The following is a 14,252-nucleotide window of genomic DNA, read 5'->3' as shown; positions in this document are numbered from 1 at the left end:
GTCCTCGTACGTCCGTCGCATTGTCGATGCATGCGTGGCGTGCGACGGGTATCAGACATTCTCGTCTCACAAGCCAATCCAATTACCTCAGGTCATTTCATGACATTTGTCAGAAATTTCCGTAAGACGTTTCTGCACCTCCAAATATCGATGACTAAACGACTTGATTTTTCGTAGAAGTCCGATTTCCGAAGCTGTTTCCGAGCCTTAGCCTTACGTTCGCCACGATGCATTGATCAGAAGCGATATCGAATCGCCGCACAGACCTTGTCAGCTTCTCAGACGGGTTCGGATTGAGTTGCCTTTCCTGCCGCTTCTGCCATTCGTGACGCAACTTGTTCCTCCACTCTTGAAGGCCAGTAAAAATGAGATATCTCAAGGCAACGCTCTTCGCAGCCGCGGCGTCCCTCGCCACCATCGCTCCCCAGGCGTTCGCTGCCGACGGCACCATCACCTTTACCGGCGCAGTCAGCGCCCAAACCTGTACCGTCGCCGGCCCGGGTGGCAACACCGACTTCTCCGTGACGCTGCCCACGGTGCGCGCCGCCGCGCTGAGTGCAGACGGTGATACCGCCGGCCGTACGCCTTTCAATGTCCAGTTCACGGGATGCAATCCCACGACGGGCAACGTTGCGGTGTACTTCGAGCCCAGCGCTTCGATGGACGTCGCCACCGGCCGTCTGCGCAACATGTTCCAAACCGTGCCAGCCACCGAAACCACCCCGGCTGTGAACCCCGCGGGGAACGTGCAGATCGGCGTGTTGAACGCTGACCTCTCGCAGATCATGATGGGTTCTGCCTTTGGCACGCAAAACTCCCAGACCGTCCCCCTGGCGGCCGGCGCCGCCACGCTGCGGTACTTCGCCCAGTACGTGGCAACGGGCGGTGGAGCCTCTGCCGGCCAGATCTCCTCCACCGCCACTTACTCGGTCGTCTATCCGTAAGGCTGCACGACATCACCGCGGCATGCATGCGCATGCCGCTTCTACCCATTCCCTCCTGTGACGCAGGAACCGGACGCACTTCGCCATAGAGCTGTCATGTCACGCATTTCGAGATTGCGAGTTTCGCTCGCCGGCCTCCTGTTGGCCTTCGCTTCCCATGCAACGTTTGCTTCGGTTGTCCTGACCGGCACCCGCGTCATCTACCCCGCCGCCGAACGTGAAGTCACCGTGCGGCTAAGCAACGAGGGCAAGGCACCGGCTTTGGTCCAGGCATGGATCGATGACGGCGACCCCAATGCATCGCCGGACGAATCGAAATCGCCGTTCCTGATCACGCCGCCCCTGTTTCGCCTGGATCCCCAGAAGGGCCAGTCGCTGCGCATCATCCACCTGCAACAACCGCTGCCGGCCGACCGCGAGTCGATCTTCTTCCTCAACGTCCTGGAAGTGCCGCCGATGGGCAGCAGCAATGCCGATACACCCCAGAATTCCCTGCAACTGGCCTTCCGGTCGCGCGTCAAGCTGTTCTTCCGCCCCACAGATCTGAAGGGCGACGCGGACAGCGCGCCAGCCAAGGTCACATGGCGCTTCATCCGCAACGCCGAAGGCAAGCACGTACTCGCCGCTACCAACCCTACGCCGTATCACATCACCTTCACGCGCGTCGAAGCCACGCACGGCGCGAGCACGATGCGCGACGATAAAGGCGGCATGGCAGGCCCGGGGGAAACCATCGAATTCACCGGTGACGGCGCTCCCGCATTCGAAGGCCAGCCAGACCACGTCAAGTTCATCACGATCAACGATTTCGGCGGAGATGCAACGAGCGAGTTCAAGGCCAAGCGATCACTATTACCTGACACCAGCCAATGAACTCGCGCAACCGGAAGCCCAAGGCGTTCGCCCGCCGGTTCTCGGCGCACTGGCTGCTTGTCGCTGCCTTTCCGACGGTAGTCCTGGCCGAGGAACAGCGTCCCACCGTCAAGGTGGCGGAAGTCCAGTTCAATCCCGATTTCTTCCGTCGGCCAGATGGATCGAGCGTCGACGTAAGCCGCTACGCCAAGGGCAATGCGGTCACGCCCGGCGACTATCCGGTGGACGTCTACCTGAACGACCTCTGGGTCGGACGCCGGACCGTCCGCTTCCGTTCACCTGGCACCGCCGAGGGCGCCGTCGGCCCATGCATGGACCCGGCGCTGGTGAAGAGCCTCAATCTCGACGAGAAGGCGCTGTCGCCCGCGTACGCCGAGGGGAAGGACGCAGGCGGCGACGCTTGCGTGCAGCCTGCGGGGCTTTCCGAGGATATCGACTGGTCGTTCGATTTCAACGAGCTGCGGCTCAATCTGAATGTTGCGCAGGCGCTGCTGCGCCGCAGTCCGCGCGGCACCGTGGACCCGTCGCTCTGGGATGCTGGCGTGCCGTCGGCCTCCGTGTCCTACAACGTCAACACTTTCCACGCAGCCGGCCAGACTTCCACCTACCTGGGCCTCGACAGCGGGTTGAACATCGGCCGTTGGCACGTACGCCAACGGTCATCGATGTCCTGGCAGGACAGTAGTCCCGGCACCGGCACCGGCTCCTACAAGTACCAGAACATCGCCGCCTATGTGCAGCACGACATCGAGTCGCTGCGCAGCCAGCTCACGCTGGGCGATGCCTTCACCGACGGTGCAGTGTTCGACAGCTACTCGGTACGGGGCGTCAACCTTGCCACCGACGACCGGATGCTGCCCGATTCCGCGCGCGGCTACGCGCCGGTGGTGCGCGGCGTGGCCCGCTCGAACGCCCGCGTCACGGTCACCCAGAACGGCAACAAGCTGTACGAGACCACCGTCGCGGCAGGGCCGTTCGAGATCGACGACCTCTATGCCACCGGCTACGGCGGCAACCTGCTCGTCACCGTCACCGAGGCGGACGGCAGCAAGAGCAGCTTCACGGTGCCCTACTCGTCCGTGGTACAGCTGTTACGCCCCGGCACCACGCGATACTCAGCCACCGTGGGGGAATACCGGAACCCCGCGATCAAGTCGAATCGACGGGAGAAGCTGGTACAGGCCACCGTGCAGCACGGCTTCAACAACCTGATGACCGGCTATGCGGGCATGGTCCTCTCCGAAGGCTACCAGGCTGGCATTGCCGGCGCTGCGCTCAACCTGCCCGTTGGTGCCGTCGCGCTCGATGCGACCTACGCACGCACAAGTATCGGTAACGCAGATGCCGAGACCGGCCAGAGCTTGCGGCTGAGCTACAGCAAGTACGTGCCGACGACCAGCACGAACATGACTATCGCTGCCTATCGCTATGCCACGAAGGGTTTCTGGTCGATGTCCGACGCATTCATCGCACGCAGCGACCCCGAACGCGGCGCGATGGTGGACCGCCCGCGCAGCCAGGTACAGATCACGTTGAACCAGAGCCTGGGCGAGCGATGGGGCAATATCTACCTCACGGGTTCCTCGATCAACTACTGGAACCGCGACAACGCCGCCCTGACGTTCCAGGCGGGCTACAGCAACGCGATGAACGTGTGGGGCCTGCCGCTTTCGTACAACATCTCTGCATCGCGCCAGCGGGATGCGATCACCGGCGCCTACAGCACGCAGGCATTCTTCAACGTGATTGTGCCGCTGGGACGCGCCCGGCATGCACCCATGCTCTCGCTGGGCTTCGTTCGCGACGGAGCGGGCGAGACCTCGCAGCAGGTACGCGTCAATGGCACCGCGCTGGACGACAACTCCTTTTCCTACGGCGTGAACGCCGACCGGAACTCGCGCACCACTACTGCCGGAGCAAACGTCCAGTACCGCAGCCCGTTCGCAACCTTTATCGGTTCGTATAGTGGCGGCGGCGGTTCCAGCCAATACTCTGCCGGCATGCAAGGCGCCCTTGTGGCGCACCCCGGCGGGCTGACCCTGGCGAACTTCCTGGGCGACACGTTTGCGATCGTCGAGGCCAAGGGTGCGACCGGCGCCGCGGTGTTGAACGCGCCGGGCGTGCGTATCGATCCGTTCGGCTACGCGATCGTTCCCTATCTCCAGCCGTACAACATGAATTCGATCGAGTTGGACCCGAAGGGTATCCCGCTGGATGTATCGCTGGATGCCACCAGCATGAACGTGGCTCCTCGCGCAAATTCCGCCGTGAAGATCGCGTTCGCCACGCTGTCCGGGCGTTCGGCCATCGTCTCGGCCGCCCTGCCGGATGGCAAGTCCCTGCCGTTTGGCGCCACCGTACTGGACAGCGCAACGGGCTCGGAAGTCGGCGCCGTGGGTCAGAGCGGCATCCTGTTTGCACGTGGCCTGGGCGACGGCGGAAAGCTGACGGTCAATTGGGGCAACGACGCCCGCGACAGCTGCGAGATCGAGTACAAGATGCCACCGCGCGATCCGGGTGCCACAAGCTATACCAGGATCCAGGGCGTTTGCCGACCGCTCGCTTCTACGGGTAAGAGGACAAAGTAATGCAGGCCAACTATCGTCAAGAGACTTCGCGTCGATCCGGCGTCGCCCGCCTCCTCCTTGCGGCGCTGCTGATTGGCGCCCCGGCAGCCACCATGGCGTGCTCCATCTCCACCGATTCGCGCTTGAGGTTCGATGCAATCTCCACGACGCGCGATGCTCCGGTGGGCACGACGCTGGGTCCTGTCGAAACGTCCCAAGTCACAGTGGATTGCAATGCCAACCCAAACCCCGCCGGAGATAGCGCGGGGTATGAGCTCCGGCTCTACCCGGCCCTGCCGCTGTCCAGCACGGTGCCAAATGTCTGGCAGACCACCACCCCGGGCGTTGGGATACGCGTGGTCAACACGACCGAGAACATGCCCCTTTCCACGAGTGCCAGCGGCTCGTACACGTTGTTCGCGCCCATTCTCGGGCAGACGGCCAGGTCCCGGCAGAGCTACGTATTCTCGTACCAGTTGGTCAAGACCGGTCCCATCACACCCAGCACAGGACGCGTGGCGCAGCAGCGCCTGTACGAGCTGTACAGCTACAACCGCAGAACCGGGGTCCGATCGAGGTTGCCAGAGCCGGTGAACATGAACTCGGTCAATTTCGCGGCCCGGTCCTGTGCCATGGCCACCCAGGCCCTCACGAAGCGTCTTCTGCCCATCGGCCAGTCGAGGCTCATCATCAACGGCATTGGCAACCTCGAGGGCTTCAGTCTCTATTTGACTTGCCCCGACACCACCGTGACGATTCTCGTGACGATGACTGACCACACCAACCCGGCCAACCGCAGCGACATACTGAGCCTGACGCCCGAATCCACGGCCAGGGGCGTGGGGCTGCGCATTCGCCGGCGCGGCACTACCCCCGTCTTTTACGGGCCGGACTCCGCGGAAGCCGGAAATGAGAACCAGTGGGCCTGGAGTCTAGGATCAACCAGCGGGCTGTCGACCCTTCCGATGACAGTGGAATATGTGAGGACAGGAAGAGTGCGAGGCGGCTCCGTACATGCAATAGCCAGCTTCACATTCAGCTACCAATAGCCCGTCAGTCCTCGGGGTCGCCATCGGCCTGCGCCTGGACGCGGCGGGCATTTCGACGGTGCTCTGCCTCGGCCATGGCGACAAGGCACGCCGCTGCGTCGCCGTGCACAAGCTTGACGCTGCACGCGAGCATCAGGTTCATCGGCAAGCCGAAGTTTTCGACGACATACCCGCGCGCATCGCGTGCATCGCCGTCTGTATCGGTGGTCACGCGCGTACGATCCAGCAGCGTTCCGGCATCTGTCGCGTAGCCCCAGACCGGCTTCTGCAGCGCTACCGCGAAACCCACTTCGAAGGCCGTGCCGCTATCCGGTTCTCCCGGGCCGCGAAAGTCATCGAGATTCGCCATCACGATGTCGGCGCGGCGTATCAGCGCCACGTTGGCCTCATAGATCCACTGCGCGGTGTCCGGCCCAGACAGGCCTTGCGGCGCCGACTTGTCGAGCGGATACAGCCCTTCGAAGCCATGCTGCGCACACAACGCCTTCAACTGCTCTCCCCACGCACGCGCATCCTTGCGAAACACGTCGAATCCGGCGAGATAGATGATTTTCATGGCAGCTCCCTGAGGTCGGGGGAAGGATACACCCCACGCAAATACTCTGGGCGTGCGCCCCTCTCCCACGCAGTGGGAGAGGGGCGCAAACCATGCGGGATCTACACGTCCCCTACGGATTCAGCGCCGGATGCTTCAATGCGTGCGCTGCCTCAGCCATGTGCTGTTGGTACTGCGCCTCGTCCTGCGCAAGCCCAAGCTCTCCGTTGCGGTAAGCCATCGCCAGCGCCTGCAGCGATGCTGGATGCGCCCGTTCTCCTGCGGCTTCATACCAGGACACGGCGCGTGCTTCGTCGCGGATCACGCCATTGCCCTCGCGGTAGGCATTTGCCAGCAGGAACATCGCCTGCGGCACGCCAGCGTCGGCCGCCACCTGAAACCAGCGGGCCGCACGCGCAGAGTCGACTTCGCGGCCATAGCCACCGCGATACAGCAATCCGAGGTAATAAGCCGCGCCCACATCGCCGGTGCGTGCCGCTGCGTCGAGCCACTGCCACGCGAGCGGTGCATCGGTGCGTCCCGATGCCAATCCACCGAGCATCGCCGCCTTCCCCAGCAGGAACTGCGCACGCACATTGCCCTTCTCTGCCGCCGCTCGTAGCCAGCGTTCGCCATCGGCCCGCGTCGCTACTTCCGTACGTACCATCAGCACTTCGCCCAGCGCGGCTTGCGCCGAAGTCTCGCCTGCGGAGGCCGCTTGCTGCAGCCGATCCAGCGCGCGAGCGTCGGCAACCGAAGTGGCCAGGCGCTGCCACTGGGCGATTTCCGTCTGGCGCGTCTCGGACTGATGGCGCCATACGGCAGCGCCTGCCACACCGGTCGTGGCAACCGCCACCGCCAGCGTGGCCGCCACGAACATCGGATGGATGCGAATCCCACGCCGTGGTGCGGAGCGGTGCGAGGAAACAGCGGGCATGGCGTTGGCTTGCATGGATGGCGTCGTTACTGGCTTGGTCTTGTGGTCTGGGCTGCAACCGGGAATTGTGAGAAGGCCGGATGGCAGGGGAGTGGCGAAACCGCGTCAAACTCATGACAGGATCGTCACAAATGTCCTAAAGAGCACTTCCCACGATCGCGCCCCGAGACCACTATTTCCTTCGGCTGAACTGCCCTATCCATTCGGAGCATTGCACCCCGCTATATAGATGCGTATATTGCGGATAATCCATTCGTGCCGACTTCTTCTCTTTTCCTGCGATCCGATCCATGCGACTCCCCGCCTTTGTCCGCCGTGCCACGTCCGGCGCCGCCCTGGTTGCCCTGACGCTGGCCGCATCGCCCGTCTTCGCCGCCGACCTCGTCGTTTCCGCCGCCGCCAGCCTGACCAACGCGTTCAAGGTGCTGGCCGAGCAGTACGAGCGTGCCCATCCGGACACCAAGGTGGTGCTGAACTTCGGCGCGTCGGACGTGTTGATGCAGCAGATCGTCAAAGGTGCCCCGGCCGACGTGTTCGCCTCGGCGGACCAGGACGCGATGAACAAGGCCGAAGCCGAGAAGGTGGTGCAATCCGCCACGCGCAAAGACTTCGCCGCCAATGCCATCGTGCTGATCGTGCCGCACGACAGCAAGCTCGGCATCGCCACGCCGAAGGACCTGACGCGCGCCGACGTGAAGCGCGTGGCGTATGGCAACCCGTCGTCGGTGCCGGTGGGCCGCTATACCAAGGGCGCGCTCGAAACGCAGGGTCTGTGGAATGCCGTGGCCGCCAAGGGCGTGCCAGCCCAGAACGTGCGGCAGGCGCTGGACTACGTGGCGCGTGGCGAGGTCGATGCCGGCTTCGTGTTTGCCACCGATGCGGCCGTGATGCCCGACAAGGTGACCGTTGCCGCGCGCGTGCCGACCACCACGCCCGTCACCTATCCGATCGCCGTGACCGCGCAGACGAAGCAGGCGGGCGCCGCCAACGCCTTCGTGCAATACGTGCTGTCGGCGGAAGGCCAGTCCACGCTGGCGAAGTACGGCTTCCAGAAGCCCTGATCCGATTCAACACACTGCCATGGATGCCGTCTGGATACCGCTGCTGTTGTCGCTCAAGGTTGCGGGCTGGGCCACGGTGCTCAACGCGATCCTCGGCGTGGCGGCAGCCTATGCCATCGCGCGCTGGCGCTCGTCGGCACGCGACATCGTCGATGCCATCCTGACGCTGCCGCTGGTGCTGCCGCCCACGGTGCTCGGCTACTACCTGCTGGTACTGGTGGGCCGGCGCGGCGTGTTCGGCGCGTGGCTCGAAAGTATGGGGATCGAACTGGTCTTCACATGGCAAGGTGCGGTGCTGGCATCCACGGTCGTTGCGTTTCCGCTCGTGCTGAAGTCCGCGCGTGCCGCGTTCGAAGGTGTCGATCATCAACTCGAGAATGCCGCGCGCGTGCTCGGCATTTCCGAGACCGCGATCTTCTTCCGCGTGACATTGCCGATGGCCTTGCCTGGCATCGTCGCCGGTGTACTGCTTGCATTCGCGCGTGCGCTGGGCGAGTTCGGCGCCACGCTGATGATTGCGGGCAACCTGCCAGGTCGCACGCAGACGCTTTCGGTAGCGATCTATGAAGCCGTGCAGGCTGGCAACGACGACACCGCCAACCTGCTGGTGCTCGTCACGTCGATCACGTGCATCGTATTGCTGGTGGTGGCCGCGCGGCTGGTGCCGCCTGCGCAGCGCGGCACGGCCAATTTGTTCGAGCGTCGCCGGTTCCGCCGCAACGCCGTGGGACGGTGAGACCGTCATGACGATGCACATCGCCATCCGCAAACACATGGCTGCGCAGGATCGCCGCTTCGCGCTCGATATCGCGTTCGAATCGGACAGCCGGCGCATTGCACTGTTCGGACCTTCGGGCGCGGGAAAAAGCCTGACCTTGCGCGCGATTGCCGGACTGATGGCGCCGGACAGTGGCCGCATCGTACTCAACGGCAACACGCTGTTCGATAGCGAGACCGGCATCGATGTCCGGCCGCAGGAACGTCGCGTAGCGTATCTGTTCCAGGACTACGCGCTGTTTCCGCATCTCACCGTCGCGCAGAACATCGCGTTCGGGCTCAAGCGCGGCTGGCGCAATCCGTCGCGGCGCGCGTTGCCGCCCGAGGCCGTGCGATGGATCGATGCTTTCGGCTTGCGCGAAATCGTCAACCAATATCCGGCGCAGATTTCCGGCGGACAGAAGCAGCGTGTGGCGCTGGCCCGTGCGCTGGCGGCGAAGCCCGATATCCTGCTGCTGGACGAACCATTTTCGGCGCTCGACCCTGCCCTGCGCGCGCGGATGCGTGAAGAACTACGCGCGCTGCAGGAAAGCCTGGACGTGCCGATGCTGATGATTTCGCATGATCCCGAGGATGTCGAAGCGCTCGGCGACCACGTGCTGGAAATCCGCGATGGCCGCATTCATGCCAGCGGTCGCGCGCACCGGCACCCACCCGTCTACGCACCCATCCACGCGCACGCGGTCTAGCCCTGCCGCAGCAGGTCCACGTAGGCGCCTTCCACCAGCGCCTCTGACGCCACGCCGAGTTGTGCCATCAAGGCATGCGCTTCTTCCACGCCTGCTTCGGCTGGCTCGCCATCGTGCAGCACCACTTCAAGCTCCAGGAAATCGCCAAGCCCCTCGACGCGGTCGAGATGGATGCGCGTGCGCCCGGCCAGGAACAACGTCCGGTGCTTGCGCACGCGCCCGCCTGTGCCATGCGCAGCGGTCAGCGCCTCGCGCAATGTGTCGGGCGATGACGTTGGCGAAAGAATGTAGAAGCTCTCCTTCGGGCCTGATGCATCGGGACGCGCATAGAAGATCAACTGGCCGCGTTCCGCATCGAAGGCACGCAGCTTGAGGCGGCCATTCGGGCAAGGAAAAAACGTGTCGTCCTGATCGATGAACTCGGGACCGTGCGTGGCGATGGCCGCCGCGCGTGGGGTCAATGCTTCGACGCTGCCGATCTGCGCCTTGATTTCGATATTGCGTGCCATCTCGTTCAGCCCATCGTGCCCAAAATCACGCTCGATGCCTTGAAGATCGCCAGCGCGCGCGTGCCCTCCGCAAGCCCAAGCTCGCTCACGGCGCCATTCGTGATGATGGCCGCCACCGTGCCGCCGCCATCGAGGTCGAGCACCACTTCCGCATTGACCGCACCGGGTGTCAGGCGTGCGACCACGCCGGGCAACTGGTTACGCGCAGACAGCCGCAGCGCAGGATCGGGCAGGCCGATCATCACCGACGATGCCTTGACGAGTGCAAATGCTTCGGCACCGGGTGCCAGCCCCAGCGTCTCCACGCTCTCGTGCGTAATGGTGGAAACAATGCGCTGTCCTCCGGCCAAGGCGAGCGTGACTTCGTCATTGACGGCGCCGCCGCGTACGTTATCGACGCGACCGAACAGCTTGTTGCGGGCACTGGTCTGGATCATGAATCGCTGGATCAGATGAAGGTCATCGGAACTGGCCTGTGCCATCGCACTGCCAGCCTTTTCGAGATGCGCGATAAAGCGCGCGTGCTCGGTCGCCATCGCATGATAGGTCGCAATCAGCCGCTCTGCCCGCTCGGTGAGCCGCGTACCGCCACCGCCCTTGCCGCCGGCTGCGCGCAGGACCAGCGGCTCGCCGGCGCTGTTGTTCATGGCGTCGATGGCGTCCCAGGCGCCCTTGTAGCTGATGCCCACCGCACGTGCGGCGGCCGTGATCGATCCGTGTTCGCCGATGGCAGCCAACAACGCGATGCGGTCCTTGCCGCCCCACGCCTGCTGGCCGGCGCGGAACCAGATGGCGCCCTGGAGTTCAAGCATGTGCGGAGATGTCCGAAAGTGAAGGATGCCGTATGGTAGCGCCACTCACGCCAATACGGTTCAGCTCTGGTGTGCCGGGATGTACCAGCGCATCACGCTGCCGGCGAAGTACTGCTTGTCGAGTTGTCGAAGCAGGCGCCACGCGGTGAACGCGTCGATTGCCAGATCGACCCATGCCCACGGACGATCGGGGTCGCCCTCACGCACGATTTCGATGGAATTGACCGGAGCGTAGATCTTGAGCTTCTCGCGCAGCATTTCCTCGGTCACATCGCGATGCAGCCCTCGGATCAGTACCTGCATTGCAGCCTCTGTCTTGTTGTCGGGGTGATGCATTCATTCTAGGCCGCACGCAGATGGCCGGTGCCATCCCATGCGGCTATCGCACGTTTCACGCCATGATGTGCACACCACCATCCACATAGACCGTGTTGCCCGACAAGCGGCGCGCATACGGCGTGGCCAGGTATGCCGTAGCAAAGCCCACGTCCATGATGTCCACCAGTTCGCCGATCGGTGCCCGGCCTGCGGCCTCGGCCAGCAGCAGGTCGAAATCCTTGAGACCCGAAGCGGCCCGCGTCTTCAGCGGCCCCGGCGAGATGGCATGGACGCGAATGCCTTGTGGGCCGAGCTCGTAGGCCAGATAGCGGCAGGTGGCCTCCAGCGCGGCCTTCACCGGCCCCATGAGGTCGTAGTTGGGCACCACGCGATTCGCGCCGTCATAGCTCATGGCGAACAGCGTGCCGCCTTCCTTCATCAGCGGCACTGCGCGGCGAGCCATGCGGATGAACGAATGGCACGAGATGTCCATGGCCCGCGCAAATCCCGGCGCCGAAGAATGGATGAGGCCATTCTGCAGGTCCTCCTTCGGGGCGTACGCCACCGAGTGCACCACCGCATCGAGCCGGCCCCACTCCTTGCCGATATGCGCGAACAGCGCATCCATCTGCCCATCGTTCTCCACATCCAGCGGCATCAGGATCGGCGCGCCAATCCGTTCCGCCAGCGGCGCCACGTGCGGCCGCGCCTTCTCGTTCAGATAGGTGAGCGCCACGTCGGCGCCCAGTTCGTGAAACGCACGTGCGCAGCCCCACGCAATGGAGTCTTCATTCGCCACGCCCACCACCAGCACACGGGCGCCGGACAACGGCGGATTGGGTACCTGGACCATGATCACGCCTCCGTGGGTTTCGCCTTGCCGTTGCCGTGGTCGGTGCCGAGTGTGTCGGCCACTTCGCGATACCGCTTCAGCCAGTCGTCATCCAGCGGCCCGCCGATGGTCAGCACGCGATGCGCCAGCACCATGATGCGGCGGCGCTCCTTCATGTCGGGCACAAGTTCCGGCAGCGCCTTGAGCGCGGCCTCCGGATCGAGACTGACGATGTAGCTCTGCCGCCTGACTGCCGCCTTGAATTCCGCCAGCGTGATCTTTTCTTCCGCAGGATTCTCGCGCGCCAGTTTGCGCAGCAGGTTGAAGGGCCGTTCTTCGATGGCCGATTTGCCCTGCGTCACGTAAGACAGCACGCGCAGGAAGGCGTCGAGCGATGTGCCCTCGCCAATCTCGCGCCGTGCCTCGCGCTGTCGCAGGTCGGCCACTTCCTTGCGCAGTGCCGTGATGGCGGGTGATTCGGGGCGTTTCGGCGTGGCGCTCATACCGAGCATGGCTGGCAGCCACGGCGCGGCGTAGATCGATTCGAACATGCGCTCCTGCCAGGCATCGCGCGCATCGCGGTAGTCGTCCAGCGAGCGCACGATCTGTGCCGATACGGCCTGTTGCATCTGCAGGAACGGGTTGTCCGGCGACACCGGCTGGCGCGCCTCGCGCACGGCGGGCGCCATCGCGGCCACCCATTGCATCCACGGATTGCTGTCGCCGGTCACCGTGCGCTCCAGCCGCGAGGGATGCACCGCGCGAATCGCCTCGGCCGTAGTCTCGTTCGAAATCGCTCGCACGATCGGCGACGCGAACGTGTCGTAGAGATGCTGGTTGACCTCGGCCACGCGGCGCACCACTTCGAACGGCTGCTCGTCGTCGCGGCCATCGTCCAGCGCAAGGATGTCATCGATGGTTCGCCGCTCGAAGCGCACCAGATACCGCCCCTGAATCAGGTCACGGTGCGGCAGTTCGGGCGCAACGTCCTCGATCTTCGCTTCATAGAGACCCGGCGGCAACACGTCGATCAGGTCCAGCGCGCAGAACAGTTCCGAGTGTTCCTTGTTGGCAATGCTGCCAGACACGAAGATACCAAGATGTCCAATCGACGGATGCAGGCAATAGACGATGGTCTGCTCGTTGGCCACGAGTTCTTCCACGCTTGGATACAGGTCGGGGATCCAGTTCAGCGCCTGCTGTGGCGGCGTGATGTTGTCCCCCCAGGACGCGAACACGATCACCGGCGAGCGCACGTTGCGCAGGTCGATCACGTGCTGGCCATCGTTGCTGCGCACCTCGCCCGCCGTCAGGTGATTGCCGACGAACAGGTTCTGCACGATCCAGTCGATCTCGGCGCGGTTCATCAGGAAGTGCCCGCCCCACCAGCGTTCGAACTCCAGAAAGCGCGGCCCTTCCGTGTCGGCCTTCGCGTAGACGTTGTAGAGCTTTTCCCACAGCGTGTTGGAAGGATTCAGGCTCTCGAAATTCTGCACGAGCCACGCGCCATCGAAGCGTCCGTTGCCCATGTCCGCCGCCAGCGACGACAGCCATGTGCCACCAAGCAGGCCGCCCGCATAGCGCATCGGATTCTTGCCGCGCACCCCAGACCAGTACGCCACGGGCGCGCCAGCCAGCAGGATCGGGCCCGTGACGTCGGGAGCGGCCGCCGCCAGCATCAGCAGGGCCCAGCCCGCCTGGCAGTTGCCCACCACGAACGGCCTGCCCGGCGCATCGGGATGTCGCCTGGCCACTTCACGCAGGAACAGGCCCTCGGTACGCGCCACGTCCTCGATGGTCTGCCCCGGACACGGATCGCGGAAGAACGTGATGAAGTAACAGGGATGCCCCGAGCGGATCGCGTTGCCGATCTCGCTATCGCTTTTGAAACCGCCGATGCCGGGACCGTGGCCTGCGCGCGGGTCCATCACCACGAACGGGCGATTGGTCATGTCGGTCGGATGCTCGGGCGGCGGCACGATCCGCAGCAATGCGTAGTTGACGGGGCGCGGCAAGTCTCGCCCGTCCATCAAGACTTCGTGCTCGAACACGAGTACCGCAGGGAATCCACCGCGCTCATGTTCGACGGTCTCGGCGGCGCGGCGCCGCAGGATGTCGAAGAACAGGATGGAGCGCTGCCATGCATCGACGCCATATTCCCAGGCGGCGTGCGCCAGCGGGTTCATCGGAACGGGTGGGAAGGCGGTGAACAGCGATGCCGGATCGAACGTCGGGGGAGACGAGGGCGAGGAAGAACTATCGGTGGGGGCGGTGGTAGCAGGAGTGTCCTGCGGCGTCGACTGCCCAGCCACAGGCTGGCGTGCATTCATTTCCGTTTCTCCTTGGGGA

At 64.1% G+C, this 14,252-nt stretch carries 14 protein-coding genes; 7 read left to right on the top strand and 7 right to left on the bottom strand.

Annotated features, from left to right (window positions below):
* The first annotated feature begins 365 nt into the window (after window positions 1-365).
* The 4 genes from FFS21_RS22100 to FFS21_RS22085 all read left to right on the top strand — a co-directional run bounded on the left by FFS21_RS22100 (window position 366) and on the right by FFS21_RS22085 (window position 5,433).
* Window positions 366-944: a fimbrial protein gene (locus FFS21_RS22100; protein WP_137926866.1), complete on the top strand. Its 579-nt coding sequence runs from the start codon at window positions 366-368 to the stop codon at window positions 942-944.
* A 96-nt stretch (window positions 945-1,040) separates the two neighbouring features.
* On the top strand, window positions 1,041-1,817 hold the full coding sequence (locus FFS21_RS22095) for a fimbrial biogenesis chaperone (protein WP_137926865.1): 777 nt from the start codon (window positions 1,041-1,043) through the stop codon (window positions 1,815-1,817).
* Window positions 1,814-4,405, top strand: a complete 2,592-nt coding sequence (locus FFS21_RS22090; protein ID WP_137926864.1) for a fimbria/pilus outer membrane usher protein — start codon at window positions 1,814-1,816, stop codon at window positions 4,403-4,405. Before FFS21_RS22095 ends, FFS21_RS22090 begins: the two co-directional genes overlap by 4 nt.
* A complete protein-coding gene (locus FFS21_RS22085) occupies window positions 4,405-5,433 on the top strand; it encodes a fimbrial protein (protein WP_137926863.1) in 1,029 nt (342 codons plus the stop codon). Before FFS21_RS22090 ends, FFS21_RS22085 begins: the two co-directional genes overlap by 1 nt.
* A gap of 4 nt (window positions 5,434-5,437) precedes the next feature.
* On the opposite strand, the gene FFS21_RS22080 is transcribed toward FFS21_RS22085, so the two are convergent.
* Window positions 5,438-5,989, bottom strand: a complete 552-nt coding sequence (locus FFS21_RS22080) for a nucleoside 2-deoxyribosyltransferase (protein WP_137926862.1) — start codon at window positions 5,987-5,989, stop codon at window positions 5,438-5,440.
* Between the two features lie 112 nt (window positions 5,990-6,101).
* Window positions 6,102-6,920, bottom strand: coding sequence for a tetratricopeptide repeat protein (locus tag FFS21_RS22075; RefSeq protein ID WP_237380031.1), 819 nt, complete (start codon window positions 6,918-6,920; stop codon window positions 6,102-6,104).
* A gap of 275 nt (window positions 6,921-7,195) precedes the next feature.
* On the opposite strand from FFS21_RS22075, the gene modA reads away from it, so the two are divergent.
* From modA to FFS21_RS22060, 3 genes are read left to right on the top strand one after another with little or no spacing between them, the layout of a single operon-like run.
* Window positions 7,196-7,966: a molybdate ABC transporter substrate-binding protein gene (modA, locus tag FFS21_RS22070; RefSeq protein WP_137926861.1), complete on the top strand. Its 771-nt coding sequence runs from the start codon at window positions 7,196-7,198 to the stop codon at window positions 7,964-7,966.
* Window positions 7,967-7,985: 19 nt separating this feature from the next.
* Window positions 7,986-8,702: a molybdate ABC transporter permease subunit gene (gene modB / locus FFS21_RS22065; RefSeq protein WP_137926860.1), complete on the top strand. Its 717-nt coding sequence runs from the start codon at window positions 7,986-7,988 to the stop codon at window positions 8,700-8,702.
* A gap of 7 nt (window positions 8,703-8,709) precedes the next feature.
* A complete protein-coding gene (locus tag FFS21_RS22060) occupies window positions 8,710-9,432 on the top strand; it encodes an ATP-binding cassette domain-containing protein (RefSeq protein ID WP_137926859.1) in 723 nt (240 codons plus the stop codon).
* Here the strand turns inward: FFS21_RS22060 and FFS21_RS22055 are convergent.
* The 5 genes from FFS21_RS22055 to FFS21_RS22035 all read right to left on the bottom strand — a co-directional run bounded on the left by FFS21_RS22055 (window position 9,429) and on the right by FFS21_RS22035 (window position 14,233).
* On the bottom strand, window positions 9,429-9,941 hold the full coding sequence (locus tag FFS21_RS22055) for a class IV adenylate cyclase (RefSeq protein ID WP_137926858.1): 513 nt from the start codon (window positions 9,939-9,941) through the stop codon (window positions 9,429-9,431). The two genes, FFS21_RS22060 and FFS21_RS22055, sit on opposite strands and share 4 nt — an antisense overlap.
* A 5-nt stretch (window positions 9,942-9,946) precedes the next feature.
* The gene (locus FFS21_RS22050; protein WP_137926857.1) at window positions 9,947-10,753 is read right to left on the bottom strand and encodes a TOBE domain-containing protein; all 807 of its coding nucleotides are present in this window, start codon (window positions 10,751-10,753) and stop codon (window positions 9,947-9,949) included.
* Between the two features lie 60 nt (window positions 10,754-10,813).
* Window positions 10,814-11,056 carry an RNA recognition motif domain-containing protein gene (locus tag FFS21_RS22045; RefSeq protein WP_137926870.1) on the bottom strand — a complete coding sequence of 81 codons (243 nt, stop codon included), beginning with the start codon at window positions 11,054-11,056 and terminating at the stop codon, window positions 10,814-10,816.
* An 88-nt stretch (window positions 11,057-11,144) separates the two neighbouring features.
* Window positions 11,145-11,924, bottom strand: a complete 780-nt coding sequence (gene fabI / locus FFS21_RS22040) for an enoyl-ACP reductase FabI (protein ID WP_137926856.1) — start codon at window positions 11,922-11,924, stop codon at window positions 11,145-11,147.
* 2 nt (window positions 11,925-11,926) lie between these two features.
* Window positions 11,927-14,233: a DUF3141 domain-containing protein gene (locus FFS21_RS22035; protein ID WP_137926855.1), complete on the bottom strand. Its 2,307-nt coding sequence runs from the start codon at window positions 14,231-14,233 to the stop codon at window positions 11,927-11,929.
* Window positions 14,234-14,252: the final 19 nt, after the last annotated feature.

The organism is Cupriavidus sp. 2SB (genome assembly GCF_005503625.1).
Taxonomy (GTDB): domain Bacteria; phylum Pseudomonadota; class Gammaproteobacteria; order Burkholderiales; family Burkholderiaceae; genus Cupriavidus.
The sequence above is the reverse complement of the archived record's forward strand: the minus strand, read 5'-3'. Positions and strand labels throughout refer to the sequence as shown.